General features: G+C 53.8%; 15 protein-coding genes and 2 pseudogenes. 9 read left to right on the forward strand and 8 right to left on the reverse strand.

Annotated features, from left to right (window positions below; all coding sequences use genetic code 11):
- Positions 1 to 363 precede the first annotated feature (363 nt).
- The 7 genes from EGJ27_RS02600 to EGJ27_RS02630 form a co-directional block, all read right to left on the reverse strand.
- The gene (locus tag EGJ27_RS02600; RefSeq protein ID WP_125829438.1) at positions 364 to 1,731 is read right to left on the reverse strand and encodes an MFS transporter; all 1,368 of its coding nucleotides are present in this window, start codon (positions 1,729 to 1,731) and stop codon (positions 364 to 366) included.
- A 51-nt stretch (positions 1,732 to 1,782) separates the two neighbouring features.
- Complete coding sequence (maiA, locus tag EGJ27_RS02605; RefSeq protein ID WP_125829151.1) at positions 1,783 to 2,421, reverse strand: maleylacetoacetate isomerase; 639 nt, start codon at positions 2,419 to 2,421, stop codon at positions 1,783 to 1,785.
- Complete coding sequence (gene fahA, locus EGJ27_RS02610; RefSeq protein WP_125829152.1) at positions 2,418 to 3,716, reverse strand: fumarylacetoacetase; 1,299 nt, start codon at positions 3,714 to 3,716, stop codon at positions 2,418 to 2,420. The genes maiA and fahA overlap by 4 nt, the downstream gene beginning before the upstream one ends.
- Positions 3,717 to 3,730: 14 nt before the next feature.
- On the reverse strand, positions 3,731 to 5,029 hold the full coding sequence (hmgA, locus tag EGJ27_RS02615; protein WP_125829153.1) for a homogentisate 1,2-dioxygenase: 1,299 nt from the start codon (positions 5,027 to 5,029) through the stop codon (positions 3,731 to 3,733).
- Between the two features lie 385 nt (positions 5,030 to 5,414).
- Positions 5,415 to 6,848: an aspartate aminotransferase family protein gene (locus EGJ27_RS02620; RefSeq protein ID WP_256672628.1), complete on the reverse strand. Its 1,434-nt coding sequence runs from the start codon at positions 6,846 to 6,848 to the stop codon at positions 5,415 to 5,417.
- A gap of 175 nt (positions 6,849 to 7,023) precedes the next feature.
- Entirely contained in the window at positions 7,024 to 7,944 is a 921-nt protein-coding gene (locus EGJ27_RS02625) for a helix-turn-helix domain-containing protein (protein WP_125829154.1), read from the reverse strand.
- Between the two features lie 205 nt (positions 7,945 to 8,149).
- Positions 8,150 to 9,613, reverse strand: coding sequence for an amino acid permease (locus EGJ27_RS02630; RefSeq protein WP_125829155.1), 1,464 nt, complete (start codon positions 9,611 to 9,613; stop codon positions 8,150 to 8,152).
- Positions 9,614 to 10,121: 508 nt separating this feature from the next.
- Between EGJ27_RS02630 and EGJ27_RS02635 the strand changes: the two are divergent.
- From EGJ27_RS02635 to EGJ27_RS02665, 7 genes and pseudogenes are all read left to right on the forward strand, one after another.
- A pseudogene (locus EGJ27_RS02635) lies at positions 10,122 to 11,032 on the forward strand (LysR substrate-binding domain-containing protein).
- Between the two features lie 440 nt (positions 11,033 to 11,472).
- On the forward strand, positions 11,473 to 12,960 hold the full coding sequence (locus EGJ27_RS02640) for an aldehyde dehydrogenase family protein (protein ID WP_371920823.1): 1,488 nt from the start codon (positions 11,473 to 11,475) through the stop codon (positions 12,958 to 12,960).
- Positions 12,961 to 12,998: 38 nt separating this feature from the next.
- Positions 12,999 to 13,994 carry an amidohydrolase family protein gene (locus EGJ27_RS02645; protein WP_125829156.1) on the forward strand — a complete coding sequence of 332 codons (996 nt, stop codon included), beginning with the start codon at positions 12,999 to 13,001 and terminating at the stop codon, positions 13,992 to 13,994.
- Between the two features lie 29 nt (positions 13,995 to 14,023).
- Positions 14,024 to 14,413, forward strand: a complete 390-nt coding sequence (locus EGJ27_RS02650; RefSeq protein WP_125829157.1) for a Rieske (2Fe-2S) protein — start codon at positions 14,024 to 14,026, stop codon at positions 14,411 to 14,413.
- Positions 14,400 to 14,735, forward strand: coding sequence for a hypothetical protein (locus EGJ27_RS02655; RefSeq protein ID WP_125829158.1), 336 nt, complete (start codon positions 14,400 to 14,402; stop codon positions 14,733 to 14,735). The genes EGJ27_RS02650 and EGJ27_RS02655 overlap by 14 nt, the downstream gene beginning before the upstream one ends.
- Positions 14,735 to 15,988 carry an amidohydrolase family protein gene (locus EGJ27_RS02660; RefSeq protein WP_125829159.1) on the forward strand — a complete coding sequence of 418 codons (1,254 nt, stop codon included), beginning with the start codon at positions 14,735 to 14,737 and terminating at the stop codon, positions 15,986 to 15,988. Before EGJ27_RS02655 ends, EGJ27_RS02660 begins: the two co-directional genes overlap by 1 nt.
- A 449-nt stretch (positions 15,989 to 16,437) precedes the next feature.
- A complete protein-coding gene (locus EGJ27_RS02665) occupies positions 16,438 to 17,394 on the forward strand; it encodes an MBL fold metallo-hydrolase (protein ID WP_125829160.1) in 957 nt (318 codons plus the stop codon).
- Between the two features lie 208 nt (positions 17,395 to 17,602).
- Here the strand turns inward: EGJ27_RS02665 and EGJ27_RS02670 are convergent, their stop codons facing one another.
- Positions 17,603 to 18,352 (reverse strand): potassium channel family protein, encoded by a 750-nt coding sequence (locus EGJ27_RS02670; protein ID WP_125829161.1) that lies wholly within the window; start codon positions 18,350 to 18,352, stop codon positions 17,603 to 17,605.
- Between the two features lie 424 nt (positions 18,353 to 18,776).
- Here EGJ27_RS02670 and EGJ27_RS02675 point away from each other — a divergent pair.
- Both EGJ27_RS02675 and EGJ27_RS02680 read left to right on the forward strand, forming a co-directional pair.
- Positions 18,777 to 19,285: pseudogene (locus EGJ27_RS02675) on the forward strand (ProQ/FinO family protein).
- 78 nt (positions 19,286 to 19,363) lie between these two features.
- Positions 19,364 to 19,645 carry a hypothetical protein gene (locus EGJ27_RS02680; protein ID WP_125829162.1) on the forward strand — a complete coding sequence of 94 codons (282 nt, stop codon included), beginning with the start codon at positions 19,364 to 19,366 and terminating at the stop codon, positions 19,643 to 19,645.
- The last annotated feature ends 427 nt before the right edge of the window (positions 19,646 to 20,072 follow it).

Below are 20,072 nucleotides of genomic sequence, written 5' to 3' on the forward strand. Positions count from 1 at the left end.
ATTAGATTTAGAACACATCGGTCGCCAGTGAAGCCAAGTGTGCCAGCACTCTATTCAGGCCAATCAAGTGCTTGCAGGCAACAGTGAGCGTCTGTCCTAAGCTCATCCTAAAGCGGTATTTGGAGTTTATATATACTGTAAACATCGCAAGAGTGTTGACTGGAAGTCGTCTATTGACGCTACGCTTGGCAAGAAAAAAGGCACAGGTCATTACGAATAGTTATTAGCGTAGGTCAGGTATCTGCGTTTGTGAAAAAACTACGCAAAAAAGAATCCCCCAAACGCAAAAAGCCCCGTCGCATCAACTAATGCGACAGGGCGAGGTAAAGCTGTGAGGAGCATTTTCATGCACCCAAAGAGTCTTTACTTGGAGACCTCAGGCAGTGAACTCATGTCATCAAGCTCTTCAGGCTTTTTTACTGAATCCGCCTGAGGATGCTTGATGTTGACCACAAACATCGCCGCCAGGATTGCAGGAATTGCTGCCAGGAGCATCACGGTTGGCAATGGGATCTGCATCGAGATCAGCATGGCGCCCATCAGCGGGCCAGAGATCGAACCCAAGCGGCCAACTCCCAGAGCCCAACCTACCCCGGTTGCCCGGATGTGAGGCGGGTAAAAGTTGCTGATAACCGCGTTGAGCGTTAGCTGGCCACCGATCAGACAGAACCCGGCCACCATCACCGCCAAGACGGTCAATGCAGGAAGGCTATGGTTATATCCAATCGCCGCTGTTGCCACTCCACACACAACCATGATCCCGCCAACCAGCCAAACCTTCCTCTTAACCTTATCTGCGAGGTAAGAAAAAGCGATCGCTCCAACTGTCCCGGAGGCCAAAAAGGAGGATGTAGCAAGGCTTGCCGAGCTTGAGGAGAAGCCAGCCTCGCCAAGCAGCGTCGGCAGCCAACTCACGGTGAAGTACAGCAGGATGAAGCTGGAGACACAGGTGCACCAGATAAAGATCGTGGGCTTCAGATATCCATACCGAAACAGGTCGACGATCGTCACCTTCTGGACTTTACCATTCTCCAAAACTGGAGCTGGCGGAGTCCATGACGGTACCAACGTATCTAGCATTCGCTTGAGCGCAGCTGCCATATGCTTGGCGCTAAATAGCCTGGCGAGGGACTCAGGCAGCCATAGGTACAAAAATGGCAACAACACCAGCGGGGCAACCCCTCCGACTATAAATACGCTTTGCCATCCGTAGTGCTGCATCATACTGGCGGCGATGAAGCCTCCAGCTGCGCCCCCAAATGAAAAACCGCATGCAGCCAACGTAACGAAGAATGTCTTCAGCCTTGGTGGCGCATAGTCCGCCATCAAGGCCATCGCGCTCGGCATTGCCCCGCCCATTCCAATACCACAGAGGAAACGGATTACCGCCAGCGTTTCGATGTTGTGCGCCCAGGCTGAGAGCAGGGTCAACCCAGCAAACAGCACCACGCAAGACAGCAGCGTTTTCCTGATGCCGAAACGATCGGCCAGAGGCGTAAGCAGCAATGAGCCAATAGTCAGCCCGATCAGGTTGCACGTGAACACAATACCGAAAGCAGCTTTGGGCGTGGCCCATTCGGTTGCCAAACTTGGAACAACGAAGCCCAGAAGCTGGGCATCGTATCCATCGCATACCAATAGCAAAATCAGTAGCACGAGGGTGCGGATCTGGTACCGAGAAAACGGTCGCTGATCCAATGCAGCACGAAAAGCATCAATTTGGTTATTCATCATGGCAATCCGATTATTGTTGTGAGGCCACGTTAGAATTGTCGGGATGTCTTACGTCGGCGGAGCGTCAATCTGGTTCGAGGGATGCGCGCGCTGAAAGGCTGGATGCTCTGCCGCCAACTGTTCAACCCGAGCGATTTTGGGAAATGCTGCATCTACATCCAGGCCGAATCGCCGGGCTGCATAGATCTGAGGCAACAGGTAAACGTCCGCCAGGCCAGGGGTTTCCCCCAAGGCCCAGCCGCTCTCACCGATGAGTTCCTCCACTGCGGTAAACCCCGCCGAGATCCAGTCCCTGATCCACTGTTGAACGTAGGCCTCATCGTGCCCGGCCCCTCGCAGCTTGTTCAGCACAGAAACGTTGTGCAAAGGGTGGATGTCGCACGCGATGATTGCAGCGACCGAGCGAGCCAGTGCTCGCTCAGCAGCATCAGCGCTTAACAGCGGAACGCTGGGGTAGATCTCTTCCAAGTACTCGATGATCGCCGGCGATTGAATGACCTTTGTATCGCCGTCAATCAAGGTCGGGACTCGACCTTGAGGATTGATTTCGAGGTACTCCGCACTGTGGTGCTGCCCGCCGTCGAGTACGAGATTTACCGGCTCTACACGGTATCGGACGCGCTTGAGCTCAAGCGCGATCCGCACCCTGTAGGAAGAAGTGGAGCGATAATACGAGTACAGAATCATGACCGACGTGCCTTCGCTGGCAGAACCACTGCCCGGCACTCGCCGAACCCGATTGAGCCAGCACCATCACGCTCACAGCGAGCCTTGAACAGAATCTCGTCACCGTCCTCCAGGAAGGTGCGAACCTCACCATTCGGAAGTGTGATCGGATGTTTGCCTCCCTCGGTCATTTCGAGCAGAGAACCCATCGATCCCCTTGTAGGGCCCGACAATGTGCCGGTACCAAAGAAGTCACCCGGGTTCAGCTGGCAACCATTCACGGTGTGATGAGCGACCATCTGCGCGAACGTCCAGTACATATTCAGCGTGCTGCTGACGCTGAGCTGGAATGGAGCTTCGCCCTCCTCCCGCATACGTGGCGTCAGGATCAATACCTCGAGTTTGATATCGAAAGCTCCGGAGTTCTGATCCTCTTCATCCTGAAGATACGGCAACGGGCCCGGATCGCCAGCTGGCCTGGACGGTTGCGCACAGCGGAAAGGCTCCAATGCCTCACTCATCACAACCCAAGGAGAAATCGTGGAGGCAAAGCTCTTGGACAGGAACGGGCCCAGCGGTTGGTATTCCCAAGCCTGAATATCGCGTGCAGACCAATCGTTCAGCAGGCACAGACCAGCGATATGCTCACGAGCATCACTGATGTCGATTGGCTCACCGATGGCATTGCCTGCGCCGACCCAGAGGCCAACCTCAAGTTCATAGTCCAGGCGACGGCTCGGTGAATGAATTGGAGTTTCGCTCTCAGGAAGTTTTATCTGGCCAGACGGACGGATGAAAGGCTGACCTGAAGCGATGATGGTCGAGGCGCGGCCGTGATACCCAATCGGAACATATTTGTAGTTGGGCATCAGTGGGTTTTCAGGCCGGAACAGCTTGCCTATGTTCTCTGCGTGGTGAATCCCGACATAGAAATCGGTGTAGTCCTGAATGCGTGCAGGAACATGCAGTACGCATGCAGAGGCATCGATCAACAAGCTGTCGCCCAATGACCGTTGAGCCTCAACTTCATCACCACCCTCGGACAGCAAAACCGTGAGACGGTCACGCAGTGCTTTACGCTCCTGTCGTGGGAGACCAAAGAACGCGTTCAGCGAACCGCCGACCGCGGCAAGTGCTGCGGCTTGAGCGGCGCCCGTGAAAAAACCAGCCTTGAGGGCCGCTTTAAGATCGTAAATCCAGTCACCAATTGCGACGCCTGTGCGGCGTTCGCCGCCGTCGACGCTGAAAACACCAAACGGCAGGTTGGCAAGCGAAAAATCAGGATGGCCATTGGCCGAAGATACCCAGCTGTTCATTGTAGATCTCTCTATTAGGAATTTTTGCTTTCAAACTTTCCGGCGATGCCTTCCCAGCATGCGTCGTAGTTTTCCTGCAGTGCTGGATTGCCCAGCGCAAATTCCGTTGCGCGCAACACCTGCGAAGTCTCAAACATGAATGCCATCGTGCCGTCGACTTTCTGAGGTTCCAAGTCAGCGGCCATTGCCTTCTCGGACGTCAGAGCATCGGGGCCATGGGCACTCATGCAACTGTGTAGTGAGGATCCACCTGGAGTGAAGCCATCAGCCTTCGCGTCGTACTCCCCCTCGATCAGCCCCATGTACTCGTTCATGAGGTTGCGGTGGAACCATGGTGGACGGAAGGTGTTTTCCGCCACGAGCCAACGCGGTGGGAAAATCACGAAGTCGAGGTTGGCGAGTCCATGCACGCTGGTTGGGGATGTCAGTACCGTGAAGATCGACGGATCCGGGTGGTCGAAACTGATCGAACCAATGGTATTGAAATGGCGCAGATCATACTTATACGGGACGTTGTTTCCATGCCAAGCGACCACATCGAACGGCGAGTGATCGAGCTCTGCTTCCCAGAAGCTTCCCTGGAATTTCTGAACGAGCTGGGTTGGGCCCTGTTGCTGATCAAACCACGCATCTGGCGTCAAGAAGTCGCGAGGGTTCGCCAGACCATTGCTGCCAATAGGCCCAAGGTCAGGAAGGCGTAATGGCGCGCCGTGGTTTTCGGCGATGTAACCTCGGGCATCGGCGTCGAGAAGATCGACTTTGAATTTCAACCCACGAGGTATGACGGCAATTTCAAGCGGCTTGAGCTCGATACGCCCCAGCTCGGTCATCAGCAATAGTCGACCCTGTTGCGGCACGATCAGAAGCTCGCCGTCAGCGCTATAAAAAGCGCGCTCCATCGAGCGGTTGGCCACGTAGTGATAAACCGTTACCCCGCTCGGGTGATCGAGGCTGGAGTTCGCCACCATGGCACGCAGACCATCTACAAAGTCAGTCGGTGCTGCCGGGATCGCCAGCGCTTCCCAGCGAAGCCGGTTAGGGTTGGCCGGAGCCAGTGAGGCCTGCGGGATGGGTGAAGCGATTGGCTTGAATGTCGGGTGAGAAGCCGAAGGTCGAATCCTGTACATCCAGGTGCGACGGCTCTCGTGGCGAGGCATCGTGAAGGCAGTTCCGGAAAAAAGCTCGGCGTACAACCCATGCGCGACGCGCTGCGGCGAGTTCTGGCCGACAGGCAGAGTCCCCTCAACCGCCTCGCTGGAGAAATGGTTACCAAAGCCAGATTGGTAACTGATGCTGTCGTTGGTGTTACTCATCGTTCCTCCTGCAACCGCTACGTTGATTTTTACTTATTCGTAATGCGTTTATGCAGAGCGTAATTTCCTGAGCGTGTTTGGTCAACCATTTCCATGACAGAAAATGCAGTTTTGCGTGGATATTTGGGACATTTTGGCTACACGGCCAGACGGGCGGCAGACGCGTGAAGCCGCCGGTAACGAGTGTTCCGGGTGGTTTAGTCGATAGGAAGGTGCAGGCTGCCGCTGCCAGGGCAGACGACGTGATTGGGGGGAGTTTCGAATTTGAGGAAGGTAAAGCTACGAGGATCTATGACTCATCCCCGCAGCCCTGCCCTCATATGATCATGATCTCCCGCCAACAATATCTGCAGCCGAGCGGGCGGGAGCCCCTTACAGCGCTAAGTCAATTGGACGCGTAATACCATTGCGTGGTTTCTTCTAGGGCTTGGGCGAACCGGCTGATCAGTTCGTCGATTTCCCGCTCAGAAATGATCAACGGCGGGCAAAATGCGATGACGTCACCAATTCCTCTGACAACCAAACCGTTCGCCTGCGCACGTTCCACCAGGTAGCGACCCACCTGCCCCGGAACGTCGAAAGATGCTTTGGTGTCTTTGTCAGCGACCAGCTCAATCGCCCCAATCAAGCCCACCGCACGGACATCCCCCACTAACGGATGATCCTGGAAGTCTTGCAACGACGTATAAAAACGCTTGCCCAAGACGGCTGCTCGTTCCGCAAGCCCATCTTCTTCAATGATTGCGATATTTTCCAAAGCTACGGCTGCGGCGACGGGATGCCCGCCCCCCGTAAATCCATGCGCAAATGCCCCCACCGCGCTCGCCTGATCAGCTACACCTTCGTACACATGCTCATTGATGAGAACGGCAGAGAGAGGCTGATACGCGGAAGTGATCTGTTTGGACAAAACGAGAATGTCTGGCTTTATCCCGTATTTGTCGCAGCCGAACATCGCACCGGTTCGACCAAAACCGGTAATCACCTCATCCGCCACCACCAAGACGTCGTACTTACGACATACCTTCTGGATTTTTTCCCAGTAAGTTGCTGGGGGTATGTGTACCCCACCTGCCCCCATCACGGGCTCGCCGAAAAATGCGGCAACCGTCTCAGGCCCTTCTTCAAGAATCAGGTTTTCAAGTTCTGCTGCCAAACGATCGGCGTAGGATTCCTCCGTCTCACCGGGAAGCATATCTCGATAGACATTTGGGCAGCTGACATGCAGGAAGCCGGGAAGCGGTAAGTCGAACGCCTTATGCACTGCTGGCAAGCCCGTTAGGCTGGCTGAAGCGATAGTGACCCCATGGTATCCATTTTTTCTTGAGATGATTTTTTTCTTCTGTGGACGGCGCTTCGCGTTGTTGAAATACCATACAAGTTTGACAGCAGTATCATTCGCTTCTGAACCGGAGTTGGCTAAAAAAACTTTGCTCATAGGGCCTGGAGCAATCTCAATGAGCTTTTCGGACAGCTTGATGCAAGGCGACATGGTTTTATTAACGAACTGATGGTAGTAAGGCAGCACGTCGAATTGCTTCGCAGCGGCGGCAGCAAGCCGCTTGTTGCTGAACCCTAGGGCCACACACCACAGTCCAGACATCCCTTCAAGGTAACGTTCCCCGTTGGCATCTATCACATAGACCCCGTCGCCCCGTTCAATCAACAAGCCTCCCTGCTCTGAGTGAACATGCGCATTGGTGAAAGGATGGAGCTGAGTTCGTTTATCTGCGAGCTGCAGATCAGATACCTCATCACGCGATGCAATAACTTCAGCTCTAGTCGCAAACATATGATTGGTTCCCTGCTTGATGGTCATGAGAAATTTTGGGCATGGCAGTTCCAGTCGAGAGTGTTCAACTGGAAATGGGTGACGCCGTTAAAAGCTGCGATAGTTGCTTTATATTCGATAGCAAAGGGGATGAATATCCACATTGCGAACAGCGGCAGACCGAAAATCAGGTTCTCAGCTTCTCTACCCGGATCGCAGTCGCTCAGGCGGTACCGCGTACTCGGTGCAAGGTTTCGCGAGGTGACTCACAAAAAATCGAGCGATACTCGACTGAGAATCGACCGAGATGCGTAAATGAGTGAGCCAAGGCGCTGTCAGTGATTCCCGAGGGCCGTAAGCGAATCAAGTCTCGGTGCACAGCATTCAAGCGAGCGATTCGGAGCCATTTCAAAGGGGTGACGCCAAGCACCTCGCGAAATGCATACTGGAGAATTCTGAGGCTGACACGGGCCCCATGACACATTGTGTGCAGTGTCGCGAAGTTGAGACCTTCTTCCTCTGCCGCGTCACATGCATCGTTAACGATGACGAATCTATCTGTGCGCCAAGGTCGCGCACCCCCGATGGCTGACACTTCACAAATCGGCGACGCCAGGGAATCCAACAGCCGCTTCGCCGCGTTTTCGCAAAAATCATCCGCTAGCCCCAACCTCGATTGGCAGAGCATGTCTACGGCCATCCGCTCGAAGCCGTCAGGCAGCGTGAGCGTGCGGACACTCGAAACTGTCATTCCGATTTCAAGGTTGGACATGTGCTCGGCCAGTACCTCCTCTGAAACACTCAAAACCAGCACATCGGAGGACACCGAAGACATCACGCGATAGGTGCCGGCCGAATTCATCAGTCCAGAGCCGTCCTTTACGTCACGCCGCCAGTCCAGGTGATGCAGGCCGTCGCGATTGATAGGGTGTGATACCGCGAACCTTTTAGGCGGCAGGCTGCCCATTTGTTGAACAGCGGTATTCATGCGCTCGCGAGAGAGCGTCACGCCGTCGAGCTGAAGCTCCGTAACCGAACCCTCAAAACGGCCGGGCGATAGCTGGGTATATTTTTGATTCCAGTTGCCCAACAACCTGGATTGGTGCACGACATCGAAGGAGCGACATTCGACGAACGATGGCATAGAGCGAACCTCAACAAATCTTCAGCAACCTGGTAATCCTAATTTCCCCCGAAACCGCCTGTTTCAGCAAGCACCATCCATAGCAAAGTGCACGAGCGAATGTCGCCAATCCAGCAGATATAGCCGCTGAGCTCAGATGGACATCCACCACATGTCACACCGCCTCTATGCTTGACGCCCAAGCCTCCACAGGCCGCGACAATTCTTAGGGGGTCGCCACCTTGCCGTCGGAATCAGCAGAGACGGAGGCGTCGACCTTCACTCCTCGTTTCTGCCGAATCACCCCACAGGCCATTATGCAAAGTGTCAAACCACCCGTTGAGAAGATGACCGATTGATATTCTTCACTGAATGCCATGACAGCCAGGCACATGACGATGAAGCCGATCACAGCCCAGGTGAGCCACGGATACAGCCACATTTTCAACGGCATGACGGCACCTTCCTGCTCCAGCTTGCGACGCATGCGAAGCTGAGAGAAAGCAATGACCAGGTAAACGAGCAATGCGGTGGAGCCTGTCAGGTTCATCAGTGTATTCAGGACATCTTTCGGGCGCAGTGCCTCACTGAAATTCATTAAAGCGAGTGCGACTGGAATGAGGCACGACGCAATGATCGCCCAGGTCGGGGCACCGTTAGACTGGCGAGTTCTGCCCAACAGTGACGGGGCATCACCGCGGGCAGCAAGCGAAAACAGCATTCGAGAGGCCGTGTAGTGAGCCGAGACCAGGCAACTGCTGACAGAGGTCAGAACCACGAAGTTCATGATGTACTCTGCACCCGGTATCCCCAAAAGCTCCAGAGTACGCCGGTAGGCACCATAACCGGATTGCCCGAGCAAGGGGTCGTTCCACGGAACGAGGCAAACGACAAGGAAAATTGAGCCTACGTAAAAGAGACCCACCCGCCAAATGACGGATTTGGTCGTTTTGACGATTTGTTCTCGAGGGTTCTTCGATTCGGATGCAGCAATTGTTGAAATTTCTGCACCAAGAAACGAAAACATCACGCCGAGCATCGCACCCACTACAGCCCCGGTGCCATTCGGGATGAAGCCGTTGGCCGTCAAGTTGGAAATCCCAACTACTTGCCCTCCGCGCCAGATGTGCATTATCGCGAGCAAGCCAATCACCAAAAAGCTGCAAATGGCGACCACCTTGATGAGAGCGAACCAGAACTCCATTTCCCCGTAATGCCGGACGTTGAAAAAGTTCACGCTAACCAGAATCAGCGTCGTGACCAGGACAAAAGCGTTGATGCTGACCTCAGGAAACCATCCATTCAGGATTTTGCCGGCCACGTAGGCTTCCCAGGCCATGATGCATACCCAACTCAGCCAATAAAGCCAGCCGATTGTGAAACCCGCCCATCGACCGATAGCCCTGTCGGCATACGTGGAAAATGACCCGGTGTCAGGTGAAGCAGTAGCCATCTCTCCAAGCATCCTCATAATGAACATCATGAGAACACCGCCGGCCAAATATGCCAGCACTGCAGCGGGCCCAGCGCTGTGGATAACGCTCGCAGAACTTACAAACAACGAACCGCCAATGACCCCCGCGATGGACATCATCGTGAGATGGCGAGATTTGAAGCCCACCCCAAGCTGGTTGGCATTGCTACCTCCTCCCACGCCACCCGCTTTTAGATCTTCTTTTGACCAGCTCATAGTTTTTCACCATTGAGAAAATTATTGGATACAGGAGCTCTTCCTCCCTGAGGAACGTCCGAAATAACCCATTGAAGCACTCACAAACTTTGAGAAACCTGGGTACCGCGGCAGTTTTTCCAATTACTTACTAGCAGTGGAACTTGTTATTTTTTGAGACGATCTATATTTTTAGTTGTGTGTCGATGAAACATTTAAACGTAACTGCGACCCGCTCATTTGACCTTCGAAATGACGAGAAAACTATCCAGATTGCGAATGCTCCTGGCGCTCCGCTCAGCGGAAGTCGAGCGGGTCAGGCGCCTGGCTTTTTCACGTATTGCGCCCCTCTGTGCCTCGCCCGTATGCCTCTACGCTTGGGTTGCAGGTATGCCACCGTGGACTCTGATGAGCTTGTGTCCAACAACCTCTTCTGATCCGGGTGGGCGCTCCATCGCGAATGGTTTACCCTCCCCACCCCTCCTACTGCAAAGGCTTCTAATAAGTGCCGATTGGTGACCCATGAAATCTGAGCGATCTTTTCTACTTCGCCAAGGTGGTCGAGGAAGGTGGTTTTGCAGCAGCAAGCCGGCTGCTGGGTATTCCAAAGTCGCGTCTATCAAGACGTGTATCTGAGCTCGAGGAGCGGCTTAACGTACGTCTCCTTCAGCGAACCACCCGAAAGCTGCAGTTGACGATGGTGGGCGAGCGATACTTGCGCCATTGCCAAGCAATGCTTTTTGAGGCGGAGCAAGCTGAAGCCGTCGTCGCATGCGTCACCAACGAACCCCGAGGGCCGCTAAGAGTGAGCAGCCCGGTCGCGCTGGCGAATCAGTTTCTGAATCCCGTCGTCCGCGATTTTCTGACTCAGTACCCTCACGTGCAGCTGGACTTGCTCCTGGTCAACCGACGGGTTGACATGATCAATGAGGGAGTCGATGTGGCGTTACGCGTTCGTGAGATTGAGGATGAGGAGCCGAGCCTGGTCGTTCGACGCCTGCGCGAGGCTCGCACCGAGGTCGTAGCCTCGCCGTCGTTTGCCGCAGCGCATCCCGTGACACATCCCCAAAACCTCACCACGCTTCCCTTTTTGGGAGCTTTAGATACCGATAGGTTGGCGAGAGTTCGTCTCTTCAGCGAGGCGGGCGAGCGTTTTGAGTTAGCCTGCCCCCCCGACTCGGAGTTGAGGATTTCGCCATGCGAAAGGAGGCGGCATTGGCGGGCTTGGGATTCACCGTATTGCCCATAACTCACTGCGAATCTGAATTGGCCAACGGGACGCTTGTCAGGATCCTGCCGGGTTGGAGCTGCCCTCCCGCTTGGCTGCAAGCGGTTTATCCTCATCGTAAAGGAATGCTCCCAGCAGTCCGTGCATGGCTGGATCATTTACAGAACGCATTCGTTCCTACGGTTCCCGCAACATCCAGTTCGGTGGCTTGATCCCTACCACCGGGCGGGTGTTGACGCCGCCCAGCCTGATCAACGCCTGCCTGCTAAAGCTGCCAGAACCCACATCGCTGGCAGCGCTTCCCCTTTTCCCCTCAGCACAGTTGTCCAGCGCTTCACCCTCCAGCCAAGGCGTGCGCAGCCGCTATTCAGAGTGCCATAAATTACGCATTGCATAATTTAGTTACATTTAACGGAACTCCTAATTCAGGGTCTCTGTCGTACTTACGCAAGCTGGACATCTGCCAAAGCACCGAGCTAGAGCGGTCGAGCGATTTCCAGCCTGTGACACGGTGGATCTTGCAGGATGAATACCCTTGGTGCGCGAGACAACGGCACTGATCGGAATTTCATCCATACGGGAGGGAGGGGACAGATCCAACCTTAAGCAACACCTGGATCAACAGCCCCTCGTTTCAACCTAGGAGGCACTGATGCAAATTTGTGAAGCAGCCAAAACTCAGACGCCAGGTGCTGGGATGAATCCAGCCAAGCTCTGGATAGATGGACAATGGCGGGACAACGGTCAACACGAACAAAGCTTCAACCCAGCTACGGGAGATGCAATCGGGATCTACGTTGATGCGCGAGTGAGTGATGTTCAGACAGCAATCGACGCTGCTCTACGAGCATTCCGACGCGGAGACTGGGCGGCAGATCGTCAGCTACGCGTCCGAGTGTTGCATGCGATGGCGCAGCAGTTTGAAGACCACGCAGAAGAACTTGCGATGCTGCTGGCGTTGGAGAATGGTAAAACGCTGCAGCAGGCGCGGTTTGAGGTGAGTTTTGCTCCCAAAACGCTGCGTTTCAATGCAGCATTGGCGACCACGGATTACGGCCGCGCAGCCGAGTTGGCGCAAGACCGGCTCTCGATTGCCATACGGCAACCGGTGGGTGTCGCCGGCATCTATGCGCCATGGAACTCCCCGGTCGCACTGGCTATTCGCTCTCTGGGCCCGGCCCTTGCCGCTGGTTGTTCGGCCGTAGTCGTGCTGCCGAGGCAAACCGCCCAAGTGAACGCATTGCTCAGCCAGTTGATTGCGGCGACACCCGGGCTGCCTGCCGGCGTCGTCAACATTCTCACCGGGGACAAGGACGTCATCAACCACCTGGTCAAATCCCCCAAAACATCGGTCATAAGCTTCACGGGGAGCACCGGTACGGGCCGAGCGATTTTGGCATCTGCCGCATCGACTTTGAAGAGAGTCGGGTTGGAACTCGGCGGCAAAACGCCAATCGTGATCCTGGAGGACGCAGATCAGGATCAGGCATTAGAGAAGGTTGTCGAAGCGCTGACGGTTTTTTCGGGCCAATTCTGCGTTACTGGAAGCCGCCTGCTCGTCCATCGCACGGTGGCAGACAGTTTCCTGCACGCGCTTGCCGAGAGGCTCGAAAAGGTTAGAGTCGGGCCTGGGCTTGAAGAATCGAGCCAAATGGGCCCATTGATCAATAAGGCTAGTGTCAAGCGAGTCGAGTCAATGGTAATGGACGCCATCAGCTATGGCGCCGAGGTGATTGTGCGCGGAGGGCCAATCACTGATGGGCCGCTCGCAGCTGGTGCCTTCTTCCGCCCTACTCTTCTTGAAGTCCCAAATTCAAACCTGCCTATCGTTCAAGAGGAAGTATTCGGCCCGGTATTAACCGTCCAACGGTTCGACACAGAAGCTGAAGCGATCGAGTTGGCAAATGACAGTGAGTACGGACTGGCAGCAAGCGTGTGGTCGCAGGATGTTGATCGAGTCATGCAAATGGCCAGACACATCAACGCAGGAACTGTTTGGATTAACGACTGGGGCTCGATGGATGATGCTTTTGAAGAAGGAGGTTTCAAATCAAGTGGACTGGGGCGCTTGCGAGGCCTGGCCGGGCTTGAAGACTTTCTTGAATACAAACATATCGCCTTGAAAACAAAGTCTGGTTAATCATCTCTATCAATCCCCCTTGAACGAAGGAAAATCTCATGAAGCGAAAAATCGCGCTGGAGGAACATTTCACAACCGAGGAAAATAATAAACTATGGGATGCTCAAGGCGAATCTAGTCGCAATGGCAAAGCCTATATGCAACAGGTTGAAGCAAATCTTCTGGATGTTAATGATCGACTCGCCAGAATGGATGCAAATGGTATAGAGGCCACTGTGCTTTCATTAACCTCACCTGGAGTGCAGTCGATACTCGACAGTCAACTGGCTATCGATTTTGCACAGCGTACGAACGACCTCTTGTACTCCAAATATTTGGAGACTCATCCGGATCGTCTTTTCGGCTTCGCAGCTGTCCCACTTCAGGATCCCGCTGCAGCGGCTGACGAACTAGAGCGATCTGTTAAAGAACTCGGCATGCTGGGGGCGTTGATCAACGGATATACCAATATCGGTGACAGCGAAACAGGTCAATACCTGGACGAAGAACCCATGTGGGAGTTCTGGGATCGGGTCGCCTCGCTTGATGTCCCGGTTTATCTACACCCCCGCGAGCCACTGCCCAGCCAGCGGGAAGCGTACAGAGGGTACTCATCTCTCGTGGGATCGGCCTGGGGATTCGGCGTCGAGACCAGCACCCATGCGGTACGTCTGATGATGAGCGGGCTGTTCGACAAATACCCGAACCTTCAGATCATTCTGGGCCACCTTGGCGAGGGGTTGCCCATTCTCCTCCCCCGCCTGGAATGGCGGTTGCAGATGCAAAAGGACGGTGAGGGATTGGGCCAAGCGCAAAAGCCGCTGAGCCATTACTTCAATAAAAACTTCAGTCTTACGACCAGTGGCCACTTCCATAGCAAATCCCTGCATAACGCTATTGCCGAGATTGGAATCGATCGACTCATGTTCTCAGTGGACTATCCGTACGAAGACATGGAATCAGCGGTCAAGTGGTTCGACAACGCCCTCCTTAGCGAAAACGATCGCGGAAAGATTGGCCGCACCAACGCTCAACGACTGCTTAACATCCCATAAATCACAACCCTCTACCGTGAGAAGCGACTATGAATGGAGAAGCAATAGCCAGCCAGACTATCATTGCTGCGGGAAAGTCATCGGATCTTCCCGAACAAGGTAGGCTAATCCTTGACATAGGTAAGCGAACTATCGGCTTGTTTCGTATCGACGGCGATGTGTTTGCTTACGACAATGTTTGCCCGCATCAGGGCGGCCCAGTATGCCAAGGCAGAATAATGCCCAAAGTCTTGGAAAACATTGATGAAAATCACAAGGCCCACGGCATGCGATACGACCGTAATGAGATGCATATCGTATGCCCATGGCATGGCGCCGAATTCATCATTAAAACGGGACGCCATGCCACGATTCCCGAGATGTCTCTTGCTCCGATTGAGGTAGAAGAAACGGAGGGAACAATCTATGTCTATGTATGAACATATCGGCAAAGCCGATCACGGCCTCACCGAGGTTGCTGATCAACTCCATACCGTCGTCCAGAGTATGCAGGAGGGCAGCACGCAGAACCTGTCCTTGACGACGCTGGCACAGCTCGTCAGCGATACCGCTAACCTTTACGCCAACGCCAGTCTTGCGGCAGGACGCGAACTGGATATCGCCAGTTCAGGCCTTACCGCAACGACCTCCGTCATGTTGATTTCTGCGCTCATGCGTGCAGAAAACCTCAATACATTCGATCTTGCCCTATGGCTTACTCAGATCGGGGATCGGCCTTCGACGCACCAGGAGGAACGCTAATGGCCAGCGACGAGTTGGAAGTTAAAAAACATCCTGTCCAGGAATTCACCGTTAAATCTGACACCAGGGACATTCTGGCCAACGCGACTCGAGACATCGATCAATTCGGCTTACGCGACTACCTGATCATTGACGTCGACTCTCATCATGAAGAGGCGCTCGATTGGTCGGAAATCCTGGCAAATCTGGATGATGAAGTACTCCGTGACTATGGACTTGGAGTGGCGGCATCGGCGCCTGGCGGGAGCAATTTCGCACTCACTGCAGAGATGCCTGGTTTGCGCTTCCAGGAAGTTGGAGGAAGGATTCCACATGCTGCGGAACGTGGGGAGCCGGTTGAGCCTGGCGTTGAGCGTGCTGTTACCGTCACCGGCAGAGCCATTGACGCGTTCGGGTATGACTATCAGATCCTTTTCCCTCAGACGATGCTCGACATGGGCATGCATCCGAATCCTCGCATCGCCACTGCCCTCATCATGGCGTACAACAAATGGTTCACATCGAATGTTCTGGGGAAGGATCCACGGATCAAAACGATGCTTAATCTGCCGATCGAAGATCCAGAAGCAGCGTTGGAAACCATACGGCTTTACCACGACCACCCTTACGTCGTTGGTTTCCTCATCACCAGCCAGAGGTTTATCAGCGTTCACAACAACAGCTACATGCCGATCTACGCAGAGCTGGAGCGCCTGAAAATGCCACTGGGGTTCCATGCTGGGCCCAACTGGGGTGACTCATGGACGAAGACGATGAACAGGTTCACTGCTGTTCATGCCATGTCTTTTGTCACCTGCAATATGACGCACCTCACCAACTGGCTTTTCAACGGGCTGCCGGAGCGCTTTCCAGAGTTGAAGGTCATCTGGATCGAAAGCGGCCTGGCTTGGGTTCCATTCATGATGCAACGCCTGGATCATGAGTACATCTTGCGAACGTCTGACGCACCCTTGCTCACCAAAAGGCCAAGCGAGTACATGAAACAGATGTTTTTCACCTCCCAGCCGCTTGAGGTATCGCATCCCGATGCCTTGGCTCAAACGCTGGAGATGATGGATGCCGAACATTCGCTGCTGTATTCGTCTGACTGGCCGCACTGGGATTTCGATCCACCCGCGCGCATCATGACCATTGATGGTCTTACCGATAATGCAAGACGCAATATTCTGGGAAGAAATGCACAACGGTTGTTCGGGACGGACAAGCTTCCAGAGCCTGACCGCCTGAAAAGAGCGCAGCGAAATGATCTTTGACTGAGCTTGATCTAACCAGCTGAGAAAGGCCCTTGAATCAGGATAGGTTCAAGGGCCTTAACTTTTTCGACGCAGGATGATCAGGACTCATGTCCATTCTGAAAGGGAACCGTACGCCGGGACTGACTGCTGAGGTGTCGCGGCACGTTGCCCGGTTTTTCGACGTGGAGTCAGCAGCCTAATCTAGGGCGCTGACGTCTGAACTTGGCAAATAAATTGAACTTCCAGACATGCGCTTATAATTTAGTTGTAGTTGTTTATCGGCGAAATTTAGTCAACTCAGTTGCGACTTCTCAGCTATTTATCGCTTGTTCGTTATTGCTTAGGATGAAAATCGAATGACGATTGAGGATTGATTCAGGCGCTTCGCGGAAATACTACCGTTGGTAGCCATTTTACCTGAACTATTCGATAAACACGTTCGACTAACTGCTCTGAGGAGAAGATCCATGGCTAAAGCCTTTGCTTCAACCGATGATACCGCCGAAAAGTCTGAAACCTTGGAGGTGCTTGCCGATGGCGTATATGCGTTGACCGCTGAAGGCGATCCTAACGTTGGCGCAATCGAAGGCGAAGATTTCATCGTCTGCTTCGATGCCCGCGCTACGCCCGCCGCGGCTCATACATGGCTCGAAAAGCTACGTGAGCATACAAACAAACCGGTCAAATACCTCGTTCTGAGCCACTATCACGCGGTACGCGTACTCGGAGCCAGCGCGTTTGAAGCCGAAAATATTCTCGCTAGCACTGCGACCGCGAAGCTGATTGAAGAGCGTGGACAGGCTGATTGGGACAGCGAATTCGGAAGGATGCCGAGGTTGTTCAAAGAGCCTGAGGGCATTCCAGGGCTCACTGTTCCAAATATCGTCACTGATGACTACACCATCGAACTCGGTGGAGATCGTGGTCGCCTTGAGATCAAATTTGTCGGCAGGGGTCATACTGCGGGAGATCTCGTTATCTGGCATGAGAAGAGTAAAACTCTTTTCGCAGGTGACTTGGTCGAAGCCGAGGCAGCACTGTATACCGGTGATGCATTCCACTTTGACTGGGCTAGCAAGACGCTCGATAACATCAAAGCGTTCCGTGCGGAAAACATCGTGGGCGGGCGTGGCGCTGTTGCCAAGGGATTGGAAGCGTCCGACGCTGCTGTGGAGCAAACTCGCTCATTCATTGATGGCATGCTTGAGCATGTTGGTAATGCGCACCGCAACGGCGGTACGGTGAAAGATGCTTTCAACGCGACCTACAAAGCGCTGGCACCAGAATATGGTCAGTGGCCAATCTTCGATCACTGCCTGCCATTCGATGTACAGCGGGTTTGGGATGAATACGAAGGCATTGAATGGCCTCGTGTTTGGACAGCAGAGCGAGACCAGGAAGTTTGGGCAGAGCTTCACGATTGAGCGATGCTGAAGCTATGACTGAGACTTGATCTGAGTCTTTTTTCATACCCTATCGTGTCATAACGCATCGCGTTTTTAAAACCAGGTTTCATCCTTTTGGAGCGGCTATGCCGCTCTTTTTTGTGCCGGTGTTACGGTCATCTCGTCCGCATAGCTCCCGCCGTTACAACTGTGCGGGGATGAACTTTCTGGCAGTCAGGTGCTACTTTCACCCCATCATGTGTCCTAACCAGATACCCAATGCCAAGAGCGTTATCGCTGCAAGCGCCATACAGATTCGGATATTACGGTTCAGAATTGAGGGGCGGGCTCGCAGATCGCCCTGGATGTTGTCCAAAGCAGCGGCCATCACGGTTAGCATTTGCTGTTGTTCACGATGGCCTGTTAATAAGACCTCCTGCCGGCGCACCAGCTCAGCGAGCTCAGTAGTCCTGCCGGTCTCTTCAGCACCTCTCGCAGCAGCCCATCCTTTGCGGCCCAAGAAAGTGATGATGGCGGTTGCAACATATGTCATCCCCATGATGGCTTCCGTCGCGACCACAATTTTCCCTGATACTCCACGCGGTATGATGTCGCCGAATCCGAGAGTAGTAAAAACCTCCACCGAAAAGTATAAGCTCTCCACAGTCGTGAATCCTTTGAGGATGATTACCCTAGAATCACGAACTGGTATAACGTCATATAAATTATGCTGGTGATAAAGCCCGGCAAAAAATACGATGAAAACGAGAGCGAAACCTGTAAAGAACAGAAAGATGAGCCCTCCCTCTCTTAACGTGGGCTTGACAATGGCGAACATGAAAACCGCCAGAACCGCATAAAACGAGAGTATTGCCAAATAACCGTATAGCCAGTCATCCGACAGTCCCACAATCAATAGGGTGGCGGGGCCCATTATTGCCAGAATCAATAGAGCTAGTTTGCGTACAACTTTTGGATCAGTGAAACTGGATCGCATCTAAAACTCCTATCAAAATGGGAACGTTATCACCAACATGGTCTGGGGAATGATAATCCGCGGGGCTCACGGATTGGCTCATACAGAGAGCCCAGCGACCCGTGTTAGGCTCACCCCATGGCTGAGCCCCTGATTCAAGCCAATGAAGCGCCCTTTCGCGAGAGCCTTGGCCAACATCGAAACCGTCAGGATTGCCAAAACCACACAAGCCACCTAAATCACGCAGAGCCTAGCTGAGGACATCCGGCGCTTGCTGAGATACCACTGCCGCTCTCGCTCTGAACGTCATGAGAATATTATGCAAACTTTGTTCAATGGGGCTACAAGGCGCCGGCCAGAACAAGTGCTCCATGATTTCTGCTGCCGCAGAGGACTGCATGGCATATCCTTAGGCAACGCAATCAATGAAGCAGTGAATTGAACGATCGGTTTTGAACAGCTAGCAGATTTACGTGACCGCCTTCGCGCTGAAAAAACACCAGCGAAGACCGTCAAAGCGACTACCCCTACGCGCAAACCTTCCTCGCAGGGAAAGCCTCGAACCCAGAATCCAGCTGTGGGAGCGATTTGGCCACTGCAGAAGCATTTCCCACTCGCCTTCCCCGTTAATCCTGCGCCGAAGGTTCCTCTCAAAGAGGGCATTCTCAAGGATGCAGAGCAACACTTGGAGTTGCTTGGCCTGACCCTCGAACAACTCAAGTTGGGCATATCAACTTGGTGCCAAGGAACTCGGTATTGGAAAAGCATGGTGGAAAATGCTTCGCGCCTAGATCTGATGGTCAACCAGCCGGCGTCGTGACTGCGTCCCAGGCACTTCATGCTAAGCAGCAGTCTTCAAGACAACGCGGCCAAGACCGACGCGCTCGATCAAAGCCACAAACCATCGCGCAAGCGCCAATGGTCGAGGGCGCGGTTGAACCGACCACGGACTGAGGTCGCCCATGCTCAAAGCGTTGCTGATCGAAATCTCAGCAGATTTGATCGCACAGAACCCGCTACGGTGGTTTTTGATTGGCTGAATTTCGTGCCATCATTCTGGCCGATCCACACCTTTTGCATGGTGCACACATGGACGATTCATTCGCAGGTGATCTGACGGCACTCATTGAGCAACAGCTCAAGTTGACTGAGGCGATCAAGACGGCCCTCTTCGAACATCGCCAGGCAGGCACGCCAGACGAGGTCGACATGTGGCTGATCCAGGCGGAAATCTTTCAGACTCAAGCTGCAACGTTGCTAAGCCAGCTTGAGATGGCGTCCACTGAGGCCCCTCCCATGGCTGCGAAACAGTAAAGTCCAAGCACCGATTGCTACGCTGAGAACCGACTCTGCCCCCTCAACAACAGGGTCACTCGATGGACGCGGAAACGCATCAACTACCGCGATCAGGCTCAGCACCAATGTTTTTTATTCCGTGCTAAAAGTTCGATCCGGACTCTCCCGAGCTGTCGGATCCGCTAATTGATCCGCCTCATTAGGGGATGATCTGCTAGCCCGGTTTCATGCTGTGTAATCGGGCCTTCCAGGGTCTTCCACTGCAGTCCAATGGAATCAGCCTAATGCATCCAGTTGGAGCTATCTGATTGAGCGCGTACGGCGCCGAAGAAGATGGGTAGCTAGCAGCAATACTCAGCACTCAGGGGCCTGTCTAACCATCTATTGCATGGAACGCGTGCAGAGGGCTGCGATCAACACTCAAGTGACCAGCGTGCTAATTGAG

It is taken from the genome of Pseudomonas sp. v388, assembly GCF_003935425.1.
GTDB lineage: Bacteria > Pseudomonadota > Gammaproteobacteria > Pseudomonadales > Pseudomonadaceae > Aquipseudomonas.

Excerpts from the sequence above, each read along its gene's own strand:
- EGJ27_RS02600 (WP_125829438.1), bottom strand. The coding sequence starts at position 1,731 with ATGAATAACCAAATTGATGCTTTTCGTGCTGCATTGGATCAGCGACCG.
- maiA (WP_125829151.1), bottom strand. The coding sequence starts at position 2,421 with ATGATTCTGTACTCGTATTATCGCTCCACTTCTTCCTACAGGGTGCGG.
- fahA (WP_125829152.1), bottom strand. The coding sequence starts at position 3,716 with ATGAACAGCTGGGTATCTTCGGCCAATGGCCATCCTGATTTTTCGCTT.
- hmgA (WP_125829153.1), bottom strand. The coding sequence starts at position 5,029 with ATGAGTAACACCAACGACAGCATCAGTTACCAATCTGGCTTTGGTAAC.
- EGJ27_RS02620 (WP_256672628.1), bottom strand. The coding sequence starts at position 6,848 with ATGACCATCAAGCAGGGAACCAATCATATGTTTGCGACTAGAGCTGAA.
- EGJ27_RS02625 (WP_125829154.1), bottom strand. The coding sequence starts at position 7,944 with ATGCCATCGTTCGTCGAATGTCGCTCCTTCGATGTCGTGCACCAATCC.
- EGJ27_RS02630 (WP_125829155.1), bottom strand. The coding sequence starts at position 9,613 with ATGAGCTGGTCAAAAGAAGATCTAAAAGCGGGTGGCGTGGGAGGAGGT.
- EGJ27_RS02640 (WP_371920823.1), top strand. The coding sequence starts at position 11,473 with ATGCAAATTTGTGAAGCAGCCAAAACTCAGACGCCAGGTGCTGGGATG.
- EGJ27_RS02645 (WP_125829156.1), top strand. The coding sequence starts at position 12,999 with ATGAAGCGAAAAATCGCGCTGGAGGAACATTTCACAACCGAGGAAAAT.
- EGJ27_RS02650 (WP_125829157.1), top strand. The coding sequence starts at position 14,024 with ATGAATGGAGAAGCAATAGCCAGCCAGACTATCATTGCTGCGGGAAAG.
- EGJ27_RS02655 (WP_125829158.1), top strand. The coding sequence starts at position 14,400 with ATGTCTATGTATGAACATATCGGCAAAGCCGATCACGGCCTCACCGAG.
- EGJ27_RS02660 (WP_125829159.1), top strand. The coding sequence starts at position 14,735 with ATGGCCAGCGACGAGTTGGAAGTTAAAAAACATCCTGTCCAGGAATTC.
- EGJ27_RS02665 (WP_125829160.1), top strand. The coding sequence starts at position 16,438 with ATGGCTAAAGCCTTTGCTTCAACCGATGATACCGCCGAAAAGTCTGAA.
- EGJ27_RS02670 (WP_125829161.1), bottom strand. The coding sequence starts at position 18,352 with ATGCGATCCAGTTTCACTGATCCAAAAGTTGTACGCAAACTAGCTCTA.